The sequence below is a fragment of the Pseudomonas sp. FG1 genome (assembly GCF_034313875.1).
GTDB classification, from domain to species: domain Bacteria; phylum Pseudomonadota; class Gammaproteobacteria; order Pseudomonadales; family Pseudomonadaceae; genus Aquipseudomonas; species Aquipseudomonas veronii.
On sequence record NZ_JAVIWP010000001.1, the window covers coordinates 264137 to 282320 of the forward strand.

Sequence of the window (18184 nt, forward strand, 5' to 3'; positions counted from 1 at the left end):
TGCCATAAGAGGCAACGGAGCCAAGGGTGATTTATCACTGTTTGTGTGTAATTACTTGCTCACCCTGCACGGTAACCTGGAGCCAGCAACGCCGTTTCAACTCCATAGAGCAATAGAGGGTCTTTCAGCCAAAGGCGGTATTCCGGATCACGCAGCCGATGATCCGGCGAGCAGTCGACGCTCCATTTGCGCAGTACATAACCGGCGGTGGCGCCGCGCAGACGTAGACGCAATACCCCGCCGCTCATGCCGTAGTCCATCTCGGTGATGTCCGGATGCGGTTGATCCGGGTGAGGCACCAGATCGACCTCCAGGATCCGACTCCACTGGACATCCTGCTCCGGGCGCTCGTGTTCAGCGACAGGAAACTCCATCAGAAGTTTTGGTCGCCTGATGCGGGTGATCACAAAGTCCCGAAATGCACCGCGCTTGCGGTCGTAGCCACGCACATGCCAACGCAGCCCCGTATCAATAAGGGCAAATGGAACAATTTCTCTCTGGGTCTTGCCGCTAGCCAGGGAGTAGTACTCTACTCGCAGAGGGCAGCGATGGTAGATGGCGCGCGTCACCATACCCAGCGTGTCCATATCAAGCTGGGTAAGCCGCCCAGACGTCACGCAGGAGATCCCCGGCGCACTGTTTGCCGGCTCGCCATCCCCAAACCCCTCTGCCAACCAGGCCAGTACCCGGTCAGCAGAGAAGGTGAAGATCGGCCGAAACTCGTTGGTCGGCGTGTAGATTTTGCTGCTGCGGTCATACGCCAGGTTGTTGCCTGCCAGCTCACGATAAGTAGCAAGATCGCGAGTGGCGGCAGCCGTTTGAATACCGAAACGCTCAATCAAGTCGTGCCGACCAATTTTCCCAACGAATCGCAGACGTAACTCCAAATAGGCCAAGCGGTCGCGTTGGGCTTGTGTTAGCTGCGATAGAGCTTCAGTGGTCATGATTGGGCTAGTCGTGGTGAAAGCGAGAACAGCATAAATTGCGATCACAACACCCGCAATTAAAAATCATTAAAGCATCATTTACAGATCTTTTTGATTCGTAATAGCCTAGAGCAATCTTCGAGCAACACGCTCCTCGACTCACCACCAGGGAGGGATAGCAACATGTGGCTAGCCCAAAGGAGCGCCACGGCCCCCTGAGCTCAAATCCAGCCATTCGGTATTCCAAAAGGTATTCCAATAAAATATCAAACCGGCCTTTTCTCATATATTTCAAAAAGATAGCTAATCGTTTCAGATTACCCCGGCCCACCAATTCATCATCTAAAGACGTCCACAGACGTCTTTTTTCACCTTAAACCCAACAAAATCAAATCCCTATAGGCCATCAGCATCCCTAAACATCCGACCCACCCCACATTACCGGGTACTCCAAATAGTACCAGTGGTCATTTTTGGAACACCAATTAACGCCATGGAACACCTCATGTGCGCCCAAGCCCCCGCCTCTCTGACCGCCAGCTCAAAGCGGTGAAACCGAAAGACACGGACTGTCTCTGCGCCAAGACGCAGCGCGCGGGTGATTTGGCGACCATTAGCCCAAGGCCAGAATCTTCCATTTTTAAACTCATGCACCGGTTTTCGGGGCAGTTGGGTCAAGATTATTCAGAGACTTCAAAAACGGCCTTCTGTTTCAACATGGCCAACAACCTTTCAGCGGCAACTGACAGTTGCCGACCCGCTCGGACCATCAGGTGTGCCTCGGCACTTTCAAATACTTCGCTGCGGGTCCTGAGCGCTACAAGCGTACCTTCTGCGATTTCATTGGCTACTGCGTGCGAGGACAGGAAGGTCACCCCGAGATGGGCTTTTACATAGCTCTTGAGGGTGGCGATTGAGTTGGTGACCAGATTGGATTCGAATTGAATGCGATCGTGGAATTGCGCCAGCTTAACCAGATTGCTTAAGCCAAAGCCGTTGGACATCAAGCCCACCGGATAGGGGCAAACATCACTCAATGCCAGTGGCTGCTGCTTCTCGGTAAGGGGATGGCCGGGCCAGGTGATGACGCACATTGGCTGTTTGCGCAACATCACCGTACGCACGGCGGGATCGATAGGCGGACGGTATGCCAAGCCGATGTGAGCCTGATCACTTGCCAGCATCCGCACGGTGTCGACGGCATTGGCGAACTCCAGCGTAACCACCAGCTTGGGGTGCTGCTGGCTGAAGTCCTGAAGCACCCAGCGGACTAATTCCTCGCGGAAACCCTCGCCCGCAACAATGTGAATCTCACCTCTCTCCAGACCCTTGAGTTCGGAAATCTGAGTCAGCAGCAATGCTTCGCTTGATCGCCGCTCACGACAATGGTTGATCACCAGTTTGGCAGCTTCCGTAGGGACGATACCCCTGCCGTGGCGCTGTAGGAGTTGCACCCCCAACTCGCTTTCCAACTGGTGGATTTGCCGGCTGACAACTGAGGGCTCGATATTCAGACGATCCGCTGCGCCTCGGATCGAGCCGGCTTCTGCGACCTCTGAAAAATAGTGAAGTCGCCGTTCATTAAGGCCGATTTTTTGCAATTAGGGCTCTCCTGTCTGTTGACTTAAAGTCAACACTCGCAAGCGAAGATCGCTATTGTTTGAAGTTTCTGCGCTCCCCATACTTTCTGTCAATTGGGCGATGCCAAGCTCATTTAATCGACACAATAAAAAAATGCGGAACTTGTGAGGACTTCACTATGGCTCAGGCCGCAATACTGATTACACCGACCTCCCCCGATGACCTCGCCCTACGCAAGATGTATCGCAAAATCAGTTGGCGCCTATTGCCCTTTCTGTTGTTGTGCTATGTCCTCGCCTATTTAGATCGGGTCAATATCAGTTACGCCAAGATTGCGATGCAGCAGGAATTCGGTCTGACCGATGCAGCTTATGGATTGGCGGCAGGGATTTTCTTTATCGGTTATGTAATGTTCGAAGTGCCGAGCAATCTCTGGCTGGCGCGGGTAGGAATACGTAAGACGCTCAGTCGCATCATGTTGTTGTGGGGGGTGGCTTCAACCTCGATGCTGTTTGTGCATGACAGCACTACCTTTTATGTCCTGCGGTTTTTTCTAGGGGTGTTTGAGGCTGGATTTGCTCCGGGCATGATCCTCTATCTGACCTTCTGGTTTTCAGGTAAGCGTCGCGCTCAAGTAATGGCGTGCGTCCTGTTGGCAGGGCCAGTCTCGAACGTCATCGGTGGACCATTGTCGACCTGGATTATGGGAACTTTCGCCGACATTCATGGTTTGGCGGGATGGCAGTGGATGTTCATCCTCGAAGGGGCGCCTTGCATTCTTTTGGGTATCGCGGCGTTCTTCTTTTTGAGTGACTCGCCGGAACAGGCCCAATGGCTGAGCAAAGAAGAGAAACGGCTGCTGGCGAATGATCTGGAGCAGGTGCAGGCGTCAAAACAACATACTTTCGCTGCCGCCTTGAAAGACTGGCGAATTTACCTGATGGCCCTCATTTACTTCTGTCTGATCTGCGGTCTGTATACCGTCAGTTTCTGGCTGCCGAGCATACTGCGGGACGCTGGCGTAAAGAATATTTTCGAGATCGGGCTCTATTCAATGATCCCTTACAGCGCCGCCATTTTCGCGATGCTGATCAATGCTCGGAGTTCCGATCGCCTGGGCGAGCGCCGCTGGCACGGCGCAGTACCCGCCTTTCTGGGCGCAATCGGCTTAGTGCTGACCGGTTTCAGTTCCGGCAACCTGACGTTGGCGCTGTGCAGTATTACCCTCGCAACGCTATCCACATACTCGGCCTATGCCGTGTTCTGGGCTGTGCCCTCCAGCTACCTCAAAGGTACTGCCGCCGCTGGAGGCATAGCCCTGATCAACAGCATCGGTGCCTTCGGTGGCTTTGTCAGTCCTTCCATCATCGGTGCTCTGAAGACCTTCACCGGCTCGTTCGCTGCGGGGATGGCCGTAATGGCCGTCCTTTTAGTGATCGGCGGTCTTTGCACGTTGGCACTGCGTTTACCGGCCCAGGCTCAACCGTAGGAGCCGGGGATGCATCCCAACTGACGGCACTCCTGCACTCCATTATTCACCGCTAGGAACTCACTGTGATGAAGACTGAACCTCACTACTGCAAAGTCGATGATTTACGCCCTCAAACTGAGGAGCTGACACGTATTCGCCGCCATATTCACCAGCATCCGGAAATGGCCTACGAGGAGTTTCAAACCGCCAAACTCGTTGCAGAGCGCTTACGGGCCTGGGGGTTCAGCGTAACCGAAGGCGTTGGTGAGACCGGTGTGGTAGGCAGCCTGACGGTAGGCGCCGGCAAGAACATTGGCATACGAGCAGACATGGATGCTCTGCCGTTGACCGAGCAGACCGGCTTGCCTTACGCCAGTGTCCATCAGGGAAAAATGCATGCCTGCGGCCACGACGGCCATACCACCATGCTGCTTGGGGCCGCTGAATATCTGGCGCGCACACGAAACTTCCGCGGAACGGTGCACCTCTATTTTCAACCCGCAGAGGAGAAGGGCTTCGATAGCGGCGCGCAACGCATGGTAAATGATGGCTTGTTCGAACGCTTTCCCTGTGATGCCGTGTTCGGAATGCACAACCACCCCGGCGAGGCTCCGGGCACCTTCCTGTTTAGAAGCGGACCGTTCATGTCGGCGAGCGACAAGGTCGCGATTACCATTCATGGTCTCGGAGGCCATGCGGCTCGCCCACACCTTACGGTAGATCCGGTTGTGGTGGCTTCCAGCATCGTCATGTCGCTGCAGACCATTGTCGCGCGCAATATCAACCCTGTTGAACCCGCTGTAGTCACGGTCGGCTTGCTTCAGGCGGGGGTTGCTAACAATGTGATTTCCAGCAGCGCCTACCTTGAGCTGAGTATCCGCTCGTTCAGCAAGCGGGTCCGTAGCCAGTTGAAAGAGCGCATCGAAGCACTGGTCCACGCCCAAGCAAACAGCTATGGAGCAACGGCCACGATCGACTATATGGAAGGTTACCCGGTGATCGACAACGACCGAGCGCAAACCGAATTTGCTCTGCAAGTAGCACGGGAACTGGTGGGTGATGAGCATGTGATTGCCCATGCCGATCAGCTCATGTCCAGCGAGGACTTCGCTTACATGCTTGAGCAGCGGCCAGGTTGTTTTTTACGCCTGGGCAATGGCGTTGGCGAAGATGGTTGTATGGTTCATAACCCGGCCTACGATTTCAATGACAAAAACTTGCCAATCGGTGCTGCCTACTGGGCGCGCCTAGTGGAACGGTATCTAAACTAAAGCAAAAAACCAGCCCCTCGTCTTGGGCGATCCAGACTCGCCCAAGCCCGGTAAATCTATAGCAAGTCGCCGCTGCGGCTTAAATCACGTATTCATGCTGTTCACTCGTTGTAATGCGTTGGAAGCTTGAGCATGCAGCGCAATGCTGCCCACACATCAATGACCAGCGACCACTTGGCTGGACTGCCTGTCACCTTGCGCAAAGCCGTGGACCCGCGCTCTAGATGCAATGACCAGACTGAGGAGTAGCAGTATCAATAACACCCAGGGAAAGGAACCCACTCCCCACTGGCCGAGTAACACGCCACCCAAGAGTCCCCCGCCAGCGACAGCGCTGTTCCAGACGACGACGTTCATGGAGAGAGCAACATCGGCGCCCTTGCCTGCGGCGTCGGCAAGCGCGGTTTGTAGAAGCGTCGCGGCGCCACCAAAGGTCAGGCCCCAAATAAAAACACCTAGATAAATCGCCACGGCAGAGCCTGAAAACAAGCCGAAGAAAACCGAAACGGCTGCGAAGGTTGCGAGACTGGCCAACACTGTCTTGCGCAGATGCCGATCAACCAGCCGCCCCGTTATCCAGATGCCCGCCAAAGCGGCAACACCAAATACCAGCAGAACCAAACCAACCTCATCGGCCAACCCAGCCCTGGAAACAAACGGCGCGACGTAAGTATAAAGAATGTTGTGAGCCAGCATCCAGGTGAAGACGACCCCCAGCACCGAACGTACACCAGGTGTGAAAAAGACCTGACGCAACGCCATGCGCTGTGAGGAGGATTGGCCAGGGTAGTCCGGCACCTTGATCAGCACCCAGACAATCAACAGCAAGGTCATCCCGGACATCAATCCGAACGCCATGCGCCAGCCCATGAGTCCCCCCAGCCAGGTTCCCAAAGGCACGCCCAGCGACAATGCGATGGGCGTTCCCACCATCGCGACTGCCAATGCGCGTCCCTGCAATTGTGGAGCAACCATCCGTCGCGCATAGCCCGCAATGAGGCTCCAGGCCAGTCCCGCAGAAACGCCGGCAAAAAACCGCGCAATCAAAGTAAGCCAATAGTGGGAAGACAGCGCCGTGAGGGTATTGAATACCAGGAAGCCGACAACTGTTAGCAGCAACACCGTCCTGCGGCGCCAGCTTTGCGTGGCAATAGTCAGCGGAATTGCTGCCAGCAGTGACCCCAAGGCATAAACGGTCACCATCTGCCCGGCCAAAGATGCCGAAATACCAAGCCCGCTGCTGATCTCGGGCAACAAACCCGCGGGCAATGTCTCAGTCACAATGCAAATGAAACCTGTCATCGCCAGTGCCAGTAATGCTCCAAGCGGAAGTTTCCCGCTCTGCGGCTCATCTGTAGTCATTCGATCACTCCCACTAATATACTGATCGGTATAAATATAGGGAGAGGCCGCAGGGTAGTCAATAACTTATGTATCGATTAGTATTTAAGTAACTCTGGAGGAGATCCGACATGGCACAGATGGGACGCCCGCGCACGTTTGACCGTGACCTGGCAATCACTCAGGCACTGCATTTATTTTGGGAGCATGGATACGATGCGACATCCCTGAGTCAGCTTAAGGCTAATATTGGTGGAGGCATCACCGCGCCGAGCTTTTACGCGGCGTTTGGCTCCAAGCAAGCCCTGTTCAACGAGGTAATGGAGCGCTACCTCACTACGCACGGTCGGGTCACCGACAGCCTGTTTGATACGACCCTGCCACCCAAGGAGGCGATTGAACTCACCCTTCGCCGGTCAGCGAAAATGCAATGTGAGCCCGATCATCCCAAGGGCTGTCTGGTGTCGTTGGGCCTGATGAGCGCTTGCTCGGACGAAAGCAAGGCCATTTCAGAACCTCTCGCACAGGCCAGGCGCTTAACCCGCGCAGGCATGGTTGCCTGTATCGAACGTGCTATCGCGGAGGGCGTGTTACCTGCGACCATTACCCCAGACACCCTCGCCGCGGTGTTCGACAGTTTCCTTCTGGGCTTGTCTACATTGGCGCGCGATGGTCTTCCACATGCCACGCTGGATGCCGCAGTGACTCAAGTGATGGGGATATGGGATAGCCTGTGTATTGTTCCCGACGGTCAATGAGCCAGACTCTCAAACGTCAGGAACCTTCCACGTGGTGATGGGCAACTTCGCCTGCAACTGAACACTTAGGTTCTGCTGACCAGCTTCAATTCATAACCGCCTGCGCAACAGGTGTGGACGTGTCCAATTCCCATTACGTGCGGTCCCGTCACCAGCATGTCCTCATTCGCGAGCCGCTCCAGCAATCGAACTCTCGTGTCGAGGGCCTGGACTGGGTCCATGTCAAAACCGATGCTCCAATGCGGATAGCGCAATTGCAAGAGTGTCGAATGTATGACATCTCCCCAGATCAGCACACGCTGGCCACCGCTCTCAATCTGGATGCCACTGTGACCTGGCGTATGCCCGTGAAGTGGGATCAAGCTGACGCCAGGAATGACGTGTGCATCGGCAGGTAGTGCCTTGATACGTGGCGCATAGGCCGTCAATGCCGAGTTTGCCAATTTGAACAGGCCAGCCTGCGACATCTGAGGATGTTTTTCAGGAGCCGTCGGGTCGGTCCAGAACGCCAACTCCTCGTGCGAAAGAAAGAGCGTCGCGTTGGGATACAACGCACTACCGTCCTCTTTGATAAGACCGCCAACATGGTCCTCATGCATATGAGAAATAATAACGCCTTGAATCTGGTCAAGCGCATAGCCAGCAGACAGCAACGCCGCCGATGCTTTTCCGAAGCGAGGTCCCAACTCGCGACCACAACCGGCATCGATCAACCAAAGCTCGTCGTTTTTCTTCAAAAGGAATGCGTTGATCGGCTCAGGAACCGGCCCCGATGCGGGGAGACCTGCACTTTTGAATAATGCAGCCCCCTCTTCCGAGGCCGCGGCTTTAATCATGTCCGTACTGCATAGAAAAATTCCGTCCAGTAACGTGACTAGTGTGAATTCGCCGATAGTGTGCTCTTCAATCATTTCTTTATTCTCCAGATTGACCAGGGTAGGTACGCCGCAAGCGTCTTTACGCTCGCGCTCCAACCTTTGAGTGGTGGGTAAATTGCACGAGCAACGCAGCTGCGGAAGCGATCAAGGCCATGGCCATCACCGCGGTCCAGCCGCCGGACTGCCAGCCGATGCTGCCTGCGGCGGAACCGATGGCGCCGAAGGCGAATTGGGACGCCATGAAAATGGTGTTGAAGCGGCCTCGGGCGGTGCCGGCGAGTGCGAGGATTCGCGACTGGTTGTAGATAAGAGACATCTGCAAACCGGTCGTCATCAGAATGGCTCCGACGCTAAGCCCCACCAGATTCACGAACGCGATCATTACGACAAAGCTCGCCACGACAAGGCCGATACCGACGTGACCGGCGTACTGGCCAGCAAGGCGCAACCCCAGTGGGGCAAGCATCACCCCGCCGAGTGCCACCACGCCGAAGAGCCCCGCAGTCCCACTGTTCAACCCAAACCCAGGGCCTTGCAGCAGGAGCGTGAGAATTGTCCAGAACGCACTGAAGCCGAAGAAAACGAGGCTTTGCACCAGTGCGGCCTGGCGAAGTTCAGCGCCATCGCGCACGACCCCAAACAATGAAACAAGCAACTCAATGTATGAAGCGCGGGATTGCGGTTGGCTGGTTGGAAGTTTCGCCGCGAGCCCTGCAAGCATCATCAGAGAAAGCACAGCGCCCAAGAGGAACATCGCGCGCCAGCTGAAATAGGCGCCCACGAAGCCGCTGATCACCCGAGCCAGCAACACCCCAACAAGCAGCGCGCTGGTGATTGATGCGAGAACTCGTTCCCGACTGCTTGGCGGGGATAATTCAGATGCGAGCGGGATGATGTGCTGGGCAATCGTCGCGAACACCCCAATCATGATGGACGCCATTGCAAGGCTATACAGCTCGGGGGCCGCGCTCGCGCAAAGCGTCGCTACCGTGAGCCCTATGCATTGAATGAGGATCAGCCGTCGACGGTCGATCTTGTCGCCTAGTGGCACCAACAGAACCAAGCCCAACGCGTAACCAATCTGTGTCGCAATCGCGACGAGACTGACCTTGGTACCTATCCCGAAGCCGTCCGCAATCAGTCCGAGCAAAGGCTGGTTGTAATACTGGGTGCCTACTGACAAGCCGGTCGCTGCTGCAAGTAACAGTACAAGCCCCCGGCTCATGCCTGCGCCCTCAGTTTCCTGCTTGAGCTCTATAGATGGGGCGTTCATAACATGATCCTCCAGGCAGCGGGGTGCCATTACCTGAGGTAAAACTCAGGCAAGCAAAAATTCGGGGTATGTGGTTTGTTGCGCTTACAGCCTTAGCGGCGGCTGAGAGGCATGCCGAACAAAACTCGTTTGTCCGCAGGATTTATCGATACATCATCAAGGCCCAGGTCAGTTCCGGTGTGCCACTCGCGCGGCCGCCCGTCGCACTGATCAGGACGCCCTGCCGCAACGCGGCCTGCCAATGGGTCCTGGAAGACTGTGATCTGCCTTCGCTGCGACTTCCGACCAATTCATAGCGGACAGCGCGACGCCTTGGTAATCGTCAAGAATTGCTACTTTCATCACGTCACGTTCCTATATCCGATTTGGTCCGCAAGCACGTCTAAACCAAGGCTCCATACCAATGCCTGGGTGCGATGCGTGAGATATTGACCGATCGATACATATCTGACAAATTGCTGTTCGTGATGGCATCTATCTCTGCGAGAGATGTAAATGACAACCCTTCGGACCCTCGATCTAAATCTCCTGCATGTGTTTTCCGTGCTCATGGAGGAGAAAAGTGTCAGTAAGGCCGCTGCACGACTATTTATTGGCCAACCGGGTCTTTCGGGCGCGCTGCGACGCCTGCGAGAGACGTTGGACGATGAGTTGTTTGTACGTGTTGGACGAGGTCTGCAGCCAACGCCCAGGGCACTCGCGATTGCACCGGAGATCGCCAAGGCGTTATCTACCATCGAACACGCAGTGCGGGCGCCAGGGGTGTTCGATCCCGCCACATGTGAAGGTGAATTCCGCATTGGCATGTGTGACAACTTCGAGGTAGCACTACTTGGGGCCCTCGCGGCTCGAATCCGCGAACTCGCACCGCGCTCGCGCGTATTGGCAGTCGCCTCGACGAAGCGCGATTCGGTTCAACTTTTAGAGCTGGGCGCTTACGACGTCAGCGTTTCCGTTCACGAAAACCCACCTTCGTGGCACATGTGTGAGTTGCTATTCCAACAACGTCTTGTCTGCCTTTATGACCCCAGGCAGCTAAAACTGACATTGCCGCTGAGCATCAAAAGCTATGCGAAGGCCCAACATGTCATCGTGTCGTCGGAAGGCGACGGCGCGACAAACTTGGACAGCGTGCTCAGCGCTGCCGGGGTCAGGCGCAACATCGTCGCAGGCGTGTCGAGGCACGCGTCAATTGCGCCGTTATTGCTGTCGGTACCGGCGATTGCAACTGTTCCCGAGATCACGGCTTATTGCATGGCGCCGCTTTACGGCCTTGAGGTCACCGCCGCGCCCTTCGAACTGCCTATGGAGCAAATCTCGATGTTGTATAGGCGCACTGATCAAATGGATGGCCGCTCTATTTGGTTCCGGAATATTCTTAAAGAGGTCATATCAGAGACATTAACAAGTCGCACGACGCTGGATGCAGTCGTGCGACTGTCTTGACTTGATCGCCCCCTCTGGACGTGCAAGGACGCGTATCACGATGTCTGAGCATTTTCTCCCTAAGCTCTTGCTCAAAGGTTTGTGATAGCTGCCAGCCATCCGGCGATGGTTGGAGAGTATCTAGAAAACCCGGGGCGATTCAGACCTCACCAAAACCAATACGGCAAAAACTTGGGTGTCGGCTCGTTGGCCAACTCCAAATGGTAAGTAACAGAGTTAAAGAAAAACATGTCCAGTATGAGAAAGGCGATAGCACCAAAAGAGAAAATCACAAATTCACGATGTGGATGCACGCTGAAACGTGTCACCATCCAAGGCCTAACGGCAACAAGGGCAATCAACCCCATGGACGCACCGAGATAGTTCGGCTGAAGTGGAGTCGTCGCATACAGACCATGAATAAACGCAAGCAGTAACACTCCCAGGCCAACCACTGGCAGGTTTAAGCAAAACCGCAGCAGTTTGTCTCGGATACTTGCAAAGAGAGCGCTGCGATCCACGAAGATGTAGGCAGCCAACAAGGAAATAGCGGGTGTAATTGAAAGTATGTAACGCGCCTTCTTGGAGCTTGGAATCGTGAACAGTACGATCACCACAAGGAGCCAGCCCGAGAGATACAAGAGCATGTTCGTGGCTGGATCAGGTGAGCGTTCAAAAAAGCACTTCCCCTTCTTGGCGATAACGCTCAAAGCGATAAGAGCTGTTACGCCATAGGTCAGCAAGCCGGCAGAGAAATAGAAGTAATAACGAGGCGCGTGGTCACTGCCAAACCGCCCCAGCCCTTGCATGATCAATACCTCTTGTAGAAACGCGTCTCCACCTTGTACGTAGGCAGCCCATGTCAGCACCGCAATGCCTGTGGCCAGGACCAAGCCTGCCAGCAAGCAAAACACAACCAGCATGCGCCATTGCTTGCTCAAAAAATAATAAGCGGCGACCACACTGGCGGGGCCGATCAGACCAATGGGGCCACGAAATGCAAAGCCCAGCGCAAGGCCTGCGAGCACAAGCAGCACGCGGAAACGTTGTTTGTATACCTCTCCCGTGTAGGCCAGATAAAAACACACCACTGTAAAAAGCGCGGGGTATATATCCAGTGCCAAGGAGTTCACGCCGTCCAGAAATGACCAGGTGAACAGGGCAAACACAACACCATATGCGCCCCATTTTTTCTCATGCAATGCACCGAGCTTGTAAACAAACACCAGCATCAAGGCCGCGGCAACACAGAAGGGAAGGCCCATTGAAAGAATCGATACACGACCAAACGGCAAAGAAACCAGATAAACAAGTAGCGTATTGATCACCGTGTAATCGGGATATGGCCGCAGATCATCCGCAATTGGAAACAGCGTCACCCCATGCGCGAGCATATATTGAGCAAAATCGACAAAGCGCGTTGTGTAATTGAGCACAGCAGGCTTGTATTGCAGCACTGCAAACACGAGAAATGTCAATATAAAAATAAATGAGCATGGCTTTTTTACAGCCATTTCCTTTAGCACTTTCATGTGGACCTGCTATCCCAAAAAACTCGCAGGCTAGCATTTTGCTTTTTGCGCCATCCAGACAAAAACAGTGAAAACTTGTTAAACACATGCGACCTATTGACTCAACTAATCAACTAGCATGCGAGTTCTGAACATCAGCTGAACACACTCTAAAAACATGCAAACAGCCCAGCAGCGGTATTGACTCTCTCACCAATAAACTCTATGGATTCGCCAATTTCGAACTATCGAGCACGGACTAGCACGTACATCGGCGTCATGTTGCATCCAGGGAAATCCCCCGCCGTCGGGTGATATTCGTCATTGCCCGTGTTGTAACCCACCGCACGGTCTATGGCAGCGCCGACCACCGTGGGCTCCAGATCATCAAGATAGAACGGGCCCTCCAGGCCAATGCATCGTAAGCGATCCATCACCTACACATTCAAAGCCGCCCATTGAAGCCTGATGCTGTGCTCCCGATCTCTTTACGGAGCCAGCACCTCATGATGCGTCCCGACGCCAAAGTCGAAAAAGTCTACCTCTACCCCAAGCCCGTGGATTTTCGAAAATCCATCGACGGCCTCGCCGCCCTGGTCGAGCTGGATATCAAGGTGGCGGTATTCGACCCGGTACTTTTTGTTTTTCTAAATCGCCCCCGTAACCGGGTGAAAATCCTTTACTGGGAGCGCAATGGCTTTTGCCTTTGGCTCAAGCGCCTGGAGTCCGAGCGTTTCAAAACCTCGCCCGACGCGACTGACGAAGCCATCGTATTGAGCGTCCAGGAACTGAACTGGCTGCTTGACGGTTTTGACCTGTGGCGCAACCGTCCGCATCAGGTTTTGACGCCGCGATTTGTTGCTTGATTGGGTATAATCCGGGCCATGACTTCGATGCCCGACAACCATCCCGATGACCCGGCTGCGCTCAAGCAATTACTTGCTCAGATGCAGTCGAAAGTCGCTCTTCTTGAAGAGGAAAATGCACTGCTTCGTCAGCGCCTGTTCGGACGAAAATCTGAGCAAACCGTTGATCCGATGACACCACAGCTGCCGTTGTTCAATGAAGCTGAAAGTATCGCCACGCCAGTGCCCGTTGATGCTGAGGAAGAAGTTGTCGCCCCGACCAAACGTCGTGGCAAACGCAAGCCTCTACCCGCTAACTTGCCACGAATCGAAGTCATCCACGAACTCCCCGAACACGAACTGACCTGCATTTGCGGCTGCCGCAAACATACCATCGGCGAAGAAACCAGCGAACAGCTGGAGATCGTGCCGATGCAGATCCGGGTGATCAAACACATCCGCAAGGTCTACGGCTGCCGTGGTTGTGAAACTGCACCGGTCACCGCCGACAAACCCGCGCAACTGATCGAAAAAAGCATGGCCAGCCCCAGCGTGTTGGCCATGTTGCTGACCGCCAAGTATGTCGATGGCCTGCCGCTGCACCGTTTCGAAAAAGTCCTCGCTCGCCACGGTGTCGATATCCCGCGTCAAACCCTGGCGCGCTGGGTGATCCAGTGCTGCGAACACTTCCAACCGCTGTTGAATCTGATGCGTGATCGGTTACTGGAAAGTCCGATTGTTCACTGCGATGAAACGCGAGTGCAGGTGCTCAAAGAGCCAGGTCGAGACCCGACCAGCCAATCCTGGATGTGGGTACAAGCCAGCGGCCCACCGGCGCGACCAATCCTTCTTTTTGACTACACCACCAGTCGAGCGCAGGAGGTGCCGTTGCGGCTGCTCGGCGACTATCGTGGCTATTTGATGACTGACGATTACGCCGGCTATAACGCCTTGGCCGCGCAGCCGAGTGTCGAGCGTTTGGCTTGTATGGCCCATGTACGGCGCAAGTTTGTCGATGCGCAGAAAGTGCAGCCCAAGGGTAAAACCGGTCGGGCCGATGTTGCGCTGACGATGATCAACAAGTTGTACGGTATCGAACGTGATTTGAAAGAAATGACGGATGAGCAGCGCTTTGCCGGTCGCCAGGAAAAGAGCTTGCCGGTGCTCGCGCAGTTGAAAAGCTGGCTGGAGAAAACTCAGCCGCAAGTCGCATCGCAAAGTGCTCTCGGCAAGGCGCTCAGTTATCTGGGTAGCAACTGGAGCCGGCTGGAACGTTACGTGGAGGCCGGTTTTTTACCGATCGACAACAATGCCGCCGAAAGAGCGATAAAGCCGTTTGTCATAGGGCGCAAGGCATGGTTATTCAGCGATACGCCCAAGGGCGCCACCGCCAGTGCGCAGATCTACAGTCTGGTCGAAACGGCTAAAGCCAACGGCCAGGAGCCCTATACGTGGCTGCGCCACGTACTGGAGCGATTACCGCAGGCTGAATCAGTTGAAGATGTTGAGGCGTTACTACCCTGGAATTGGAGGGCATCATGAATATCAACATTGATCATCTGAGCGTCGATGAGTTAGTGACATTGAATCATCACATTATCGAACGGCTGAAGATGTTGGAGTCATTGGAGGCTCATAAATCGATGATGCAGTTCCATCCGGGAGCACGGGTAAGCTTCGATTCACCCAATGGTGAGCGCCTGTCCGGTACCGTCATGAAGTTCAACCGCAAAACCGTCACAGTGGTAACCGACACCGGCCAGCGCTGGAATATTTCGCCGCACTTACTGTCACCGATCAAAAACGTACAGGCGGGGATGGTGGTGGATATCAGGCCGAAAAAATGAAGTAACTGTGCCGAGAATCGTCTCCGCGCCAGCATGATTTGATTCCTCCCCACCTCAGGCGCCGTCTGTTTGGATAGGTGGGGTTTATGGATCAGTTACAATGCATCACCAGTTCACAATCACCGGCAACCCGGGACGGAAATCGTGTGCCTGGCCGCTGGCGCCATGATCGATTTCCAGTAAGAGCAGGTGTTCATCACCCTGAACGATTTCAAATCCTTTCAGCTGGTTTGCGCAGGTGGCAGCGGTCGAAAACGCGTGGTGGTCGGGCGTGATAACGCGCAACGATGTCATCTCGCGAAAGCCGTTGGGATGTTCAAACGGCTGCGCTCGCTCAGCAGGCGCCTCATCTGGCCTCTTGGCAAACGAAAGAAAAAACCACATCGGTTCGGATATCGGCGCATGCCCTACGTCGACTTTCAGCGCGGCGGGTAAGTAAACAGGTAGATATTCCCAGACCGGAAACAGTGGCTTCTCGTCGACGCTGGAGGGCCTGAAGCAAATGCCAAAGGGTGAAGCGAGCCCATCCGTACACGTGAGGCGGTCAAAGAGTTGGGTTGGCGCGGTTAACGGACTTTGAGCTTCCAACTCATCGGTGAGATGTAAAAGCTCGATGAATGAATTTCGCCAGAAGAACCTTCTATTGGCCGTGCCTTGGCCGGGGTGGACGTTTGGCGTTCCTTCAGCAAGCCCGAGGGTTTTCAAAGCATCAGCGCCTTGGCCGTCATCATTCACACAAATAAAGATGTGATCCACTTCCATCGTTAATTCCCTTTAATCCCAGGCGTTGATTGCCCAACCATGCGGCCACAGGTTAACAACCTCACTCGCCCGCTGCATCGGTGCGTAATTGCATGGACTTAACCAGTCGTTTGCATCGAATTTGACCAGCGCACTGGGTGGCCTTGACCGGCAAAAAACGGCCGATTCTGTTGAAAAAGTCGGTTATCCAAAACTGCCTGGCCATTGCCTAGTGAGAACGCCATTTTTGCACGCTGCTGCGTGAAATCTGCTTCTGGAAACCTCAGCCAAAAGTAAAGATTTCATTCTCGGACGCATGCTTTTCTGCTGCGGAAACCGTGGTCGACTTTTTCAACAGAATCGGCCAATTGCGGACATTGACTAACGTTTGGTTAAGGGGCTGGCTTTAGCTCATCCCAGTGAGCCAAGCAAGCGGCCTTGAACCATTTCTTATGTGTGTTTCTCAGTCGCCCAGATTCTAATATCATTTTTCTTGATGTCCTTGTTTTTATATAGATACTCGGCAGGCATTGAGTACTCATCGCCCTCGTATTTAAATAGAAAATCAGTGTTGCCTATTAACTTTCCATCCTCATTTACGAATCTGTTGTACAGATGTTTTTTGAGATCCTCGAAACAAACAATTGCTTTAGAGCGCATGTCGATTTTATATCGCATTATTGACACATTGATGTCGACTACCCTTTCAAAGCTTGCAGCCTCTAAAATGGAACTAGCTGCCTCGGGGAATATAATTTTGTATGACGACCATATTACTGATTTATCATTTAAGCATAATTTATTTTCATTCTTGACTATTCGCCCCAGCATAGAGGCCAAGCTATTCAAAGTGCCAAAATGGTTTAGCTCAACAGATAATACACCCTTGGTTATTATTATTTTTCCACACTCAGACAGCGAGCCCTTTTGATGTAACAACTTATTTCTTATGCTTGATAAATTGTCGTATATTGCAATTATTAACTGTGAAGTTAAGTCTTCGCCTGCTTTTTCCCTAAGAATCTTCAGCTTCGTTTTGAATGGCTCGTCACTTAACCCAAATCTCAATGAAATCGTCACATCTAGATAGTCAAAGACCAAAGGAGCTATCGCTAGGTGCTCTAGTGCAGACAGCCTAATAAGCTCAGGCTTTCCAGTAATAAGCGAATGTCTTGATTCAGCCCCGTTATCAGTCCATGTTTGAATCTGATGAGAAACTAGAGAGTCCCAAAAGCTGTATCGGCCAAGCAGGGTTTCAATGAATTTTTGCTTAACGATTAAAAAATCTTTATTCACATTGCAACCCGAATTAATCCACGTAACGTTTGGTTAAGGTAGGGGCTTTAGCCCGTCCCAGCGAGCGAAGCGAATGATTTGAGCGCATTGTTATATGCGGACCTTTACGGTACGTCGAACAATATTTGCCAATCTTCATCTGGATCAAAGGAGCCTGGCTTACCGTCGTCGTCGCACCACGAACCAAAGAAATCTTCTACGTGACCTTCAGACATGATATGGAGAATACTTGTTGGTGCCGGATGTTTTCGCGCTAAATACCCGAGCCGATAACGGTCCTCCTTATCGTGGAAATGTATGCCTTCCATCTCTATATCGGTGACTTGCGAAACTATTTTGTCTTGCAATGCGAAAGATTCGGTTACGTTTTTCTCGATCGATGCTTCAAGCAACTCTGACTGCAATTGGGCAATTTCGAGAAAGAAACGGGAGTATTCGTAGATGTCGAAGTCTGGTTTCGGAAATCGATCACCGCTGGACGGCGCTCTGTACGAGATCAGCTCTCTAAATGCCTTGAGATGAAAAACCGCCTTCTTTACACGTACCGATAACTCTCGATTGAAATTTGCGATTTCGTCGCACGCGACATTAATTGTTTTTGAGTGAGTCATAAACAAGATCTCACCGTCATTCCATACCGCGTTTGGACTGCTGAATGCGATTGCACGAAGAGAATGCATGACGGTGTAGTAGCTAAGGTAAGACGTTACTGCTCGTAGATTTTTTTCTTCAGCATATCTTAAGCTTTGAGCCATCACTGAAGCAGCCAACACCATTTTGGCTGAATAGTAAATCCGCACCGTCCACTCAGAGTTCAGGTCTGCATTCCAGTTTTTAGTAAGCAAAGCAAATTGCTGCATTAATTTTTGTGCGCGACTGGAAACATTTTTTTCTTCGCAAAGCATTGGGAGCTTTTGAAACTGGTACCACCAATCTCGGTCTGCATATCGCGTGCGAGCGCCTAGCAGTTTTCTAACCTGAATGTGAGTCATCCGCTGAATCTCAAAATCATATAAGGAA

The 18184-nt window shown here is 53.3% G+C and carries 17 protein-coding genes; 7 read left to right on the top strand and 10 right to left on the bottom strand.

Annotated features, from left to right (window positions below; genetic code table 11):
• Positions 1-59: 59 nt before the first annotated feature.
• Together RGV59_RS01175 and RGV59_RS01180 are read right to left on the bottom strand one after the other, a co-directional pair.
• Positions 60-944, bottom strand: a complete 885-nt coding sequence (locus RGV59_RS01175; protein ID WP_322246846.1) for a helix-turn-helix transcriptional regulator — start codon at positions 942-944, stop codon at positions 60-62.
• Between the two features lie 662 nt (positions 945-1606).
• Complete coding sequence (locus tag RGV59_RS01180) at positions 1607-2527, bottom strand: LysR family transcriptional regulator (RefSeq protein WP_046382026.1); 921 nt, start codon at positions 2525-2527, stop codon at positions 1607-1609.
• A 158-nt stretch (positions 2528-2685) separates the two neighbouring features.
• Here RGV59_RS01180 and RGV59_RS01185 point away from each other — a divergent pair, with 158 nt between their 5' ends.
• Both RGV59_RS01185 and RGV59_RS01190 read left to right on the top strand, forming a co-directional pair.
• Positions 2686-3996, top strand: a complete 1311-nt coding sequence (locus tag RGV59_RS01185; protein ID WP_108525467.1) for an MFS transporter — start codon at positions 2686-2688, stop codon at positions 3994-3996.
• A 68-nt stretch (positions 3997-4064) separates the two neighbouring features.
• Positions 4065-5249 (top strand): M20 aminoacylase family protein, encoded by a 1185-nt coding sequence (locus RGV59_RS01190; protein WP_057005087.1) that lies wholly within the window; start codon positions 4065-4067, stop codon positions 5247-5249.
• A 156-nt stretch (positions 5250-5405) separates the two neighbouring features.
• Here RGV59_RS01190 and RGV59_RS01195 read toward each other — a convergent pair whose 3' ends face one another.
• Positions 5406-6611: an MFS transporter gene (locus RGV59_RS01195; RefSeq protein ID WP_126586633.1), complete on the bottom strand. Its 1206-nt coding sequence runs from the start codon at positions 6609-6611 to the stop codon at positions 5406-5408.
• 110 nt (positions 6612-6721) lie between these two features.
• Between RGV59_RS01195 and RGV59_RS01200 the strand changes: the two genes are divergently transcribed.
• Entirely contained in the window at positions 6722-7348 is a 627-nt protein-coding gene (locus RGV59_RS01200) for a TetR/AcrR family transcriptional regulator (RefSeq protein ID WP_057005089.1), read from the top strand.
• 65 nt (positions 7349-7413) lie between these two features.
• Here RGV59_RS01200 and RGV59_RS01205 read toward each other — a convergent pair whose 3' ends face one another.
• Together RGV59_RS01205 and RGV59_RS01210 are read right to left on the bottom strand one after the other, a co-directional pair.
• On the bottom strand, positions 7414-8259 hold the full coding sequence (locus RGV59_RS01205) for an MBL fold metallo-hydrolase (RefSeq protein ID WP_322246847.1): 846 nt from the start codon (positions 8257-8259) through the stop codon (positions 7414-7416).
• Positions 8260-8305: 46 nt separating this feature from the next.
• Positions 8306-9499: an MFS transporter gene (locus RGV59_RS01210; RefSeq protein WP_177029903.1), complete on the bottom strand. Its 1194-nt coding sequence runs from the start codon at positions 9497-9499 to the stop codon at positions 8306-8308.
• Between the two features lie 495 nt (positions 9500-9994).
• On the opposite strand from RGV59_RS01210, the gene RGV59_RS01215 reads away from it, so the two are divergent.
• Complete coding sequence (locus tag RGV59_RS01215; protein WP_126587385.1) at positions 9995-10945, top strand: LysR family transcriptional regulator; 951 nt, start codon at positions 9995-9997, stop codon at positions 10943-10945.
• Between the two features lie 146 nt (positions 10946-11091).
• Here the strand turns inward: RGV59_RS01215 and RGV59_RS01220 are convergent, their stop codons facing one another.
• The gene (locus RGV59_RS01220; RefSeq protein ID WP_079444736.1) at positions 11092-12456 is read right to left on the bottom strand and encodes a hypothetical protein; all 1365 of its coding nucleotides are present in this window, start codon (positions 12454-12456) and stop codon (positions 11092-11094) included.
• A gap of 224 nt (positions 12457-12680) precedes the next feature.
• The gene (locus tag RGV59_RS01225; protein WP_322246848.1) at positions 12681-12869 is read right to left on the bottom strand and encodes a hypothetical protein; all 189 of its coding nucleotides are present in this window, start codon (positions 12867-12869) and stop codon (positions 12681-12683) included.
• Between the two features lie 72 nt (positions 12870-12941).
• Here RGV59_RS01225 and tnpB point away from each other — a divergent pair, with 72 nt between their 5' ends.
• From tnpB to RGV59_RS01240, 3 genes are read left to right on the top strand one after another with little or no spacing between them, the layout of a single operon-like run.
• Positions 12942-13301 carry an IS66 family insertion sequence element accessory protein TnpB gene (gene tnpB / locus RGV59_RS01230; RefSeq protein ID WP_046489445.1) on the top strand — a complete coding sequence of 120 codons (360 nt, stop codon included), beginning with the start codon at positions 12942-12944 and terminating at the stop codon, positions 13299-13301.
• An 18-nt stretch (positions 13302-13319) separates the two neighbouring features.
• A complete protein-coding gene (gene tnpC, locus RGV59_RS01235) occupies positions 13320-14822 on the top strand; it encodes an IS66 family transposase (protein ID WP_102619022.1) in 1503 nt (500 codons plus the stop codon).
• Positions 14819-15127, top strand: coding sequence for a hypothetical protein (locus RGV59_RS01240; RefSeq protein WP_219730914.1), 309 nt, complete (start codon positions 14819-14821; stop codon positions 15125-15127). The genes tnpC and RGV59_RS01240 overlap by 4 nt, the downstream gene beginning before the upstream one ends.
• A 105-nt stretch (positions 15128-15232) precedes the next feature.
• Here the strand turns inward: RGV59_RS01240 and RGV59_RS01245 are convergent, their stop codons facing one another.
• The 3 genes from RGV59_RS01245 to RGV59_RS01255 all read right to left on the bottom strand — a co-directional run bounded on the left by RGV59_RS01245 (position 15233) and on the right by RGV59_RS01255 (position 18156).
• Positions 15233-15889: a VOC family protein gene (locus RGV59_RS01245; protein ID WP_126587384.1), complete on the bottom strand. Its 657-nt coding sequence runs from the start codon at positions 15887-15889 to the stop codon at positions 15233-15235.
• A gap of 429 nt (positions 15890-16318) precedes the next feature.
• Positions 16319-17164, bottom strand: coding sequence for a hypothetical protein (locus RGV59_RS01250; protein WP_126587383.1), 846 nt, complete (start codon positions 17162-17164; stop codon positions 16319-16321).
• Between the two features lie 104 nt (positions 17165-17268).
• The gene (locus RGV59_RS01255; RefSeq protein WP_126587382.1) at positions 17269-18156 is read right to left on the bottom strand and encodes a hypothetical protein; all 888 of its coding nucleotides are present in this window, start codon (positions 18154-18156) and stop codon (positions 17269-17271) included.
• Positions 18157-18184 lie beyond the last annotated feature (28 nt).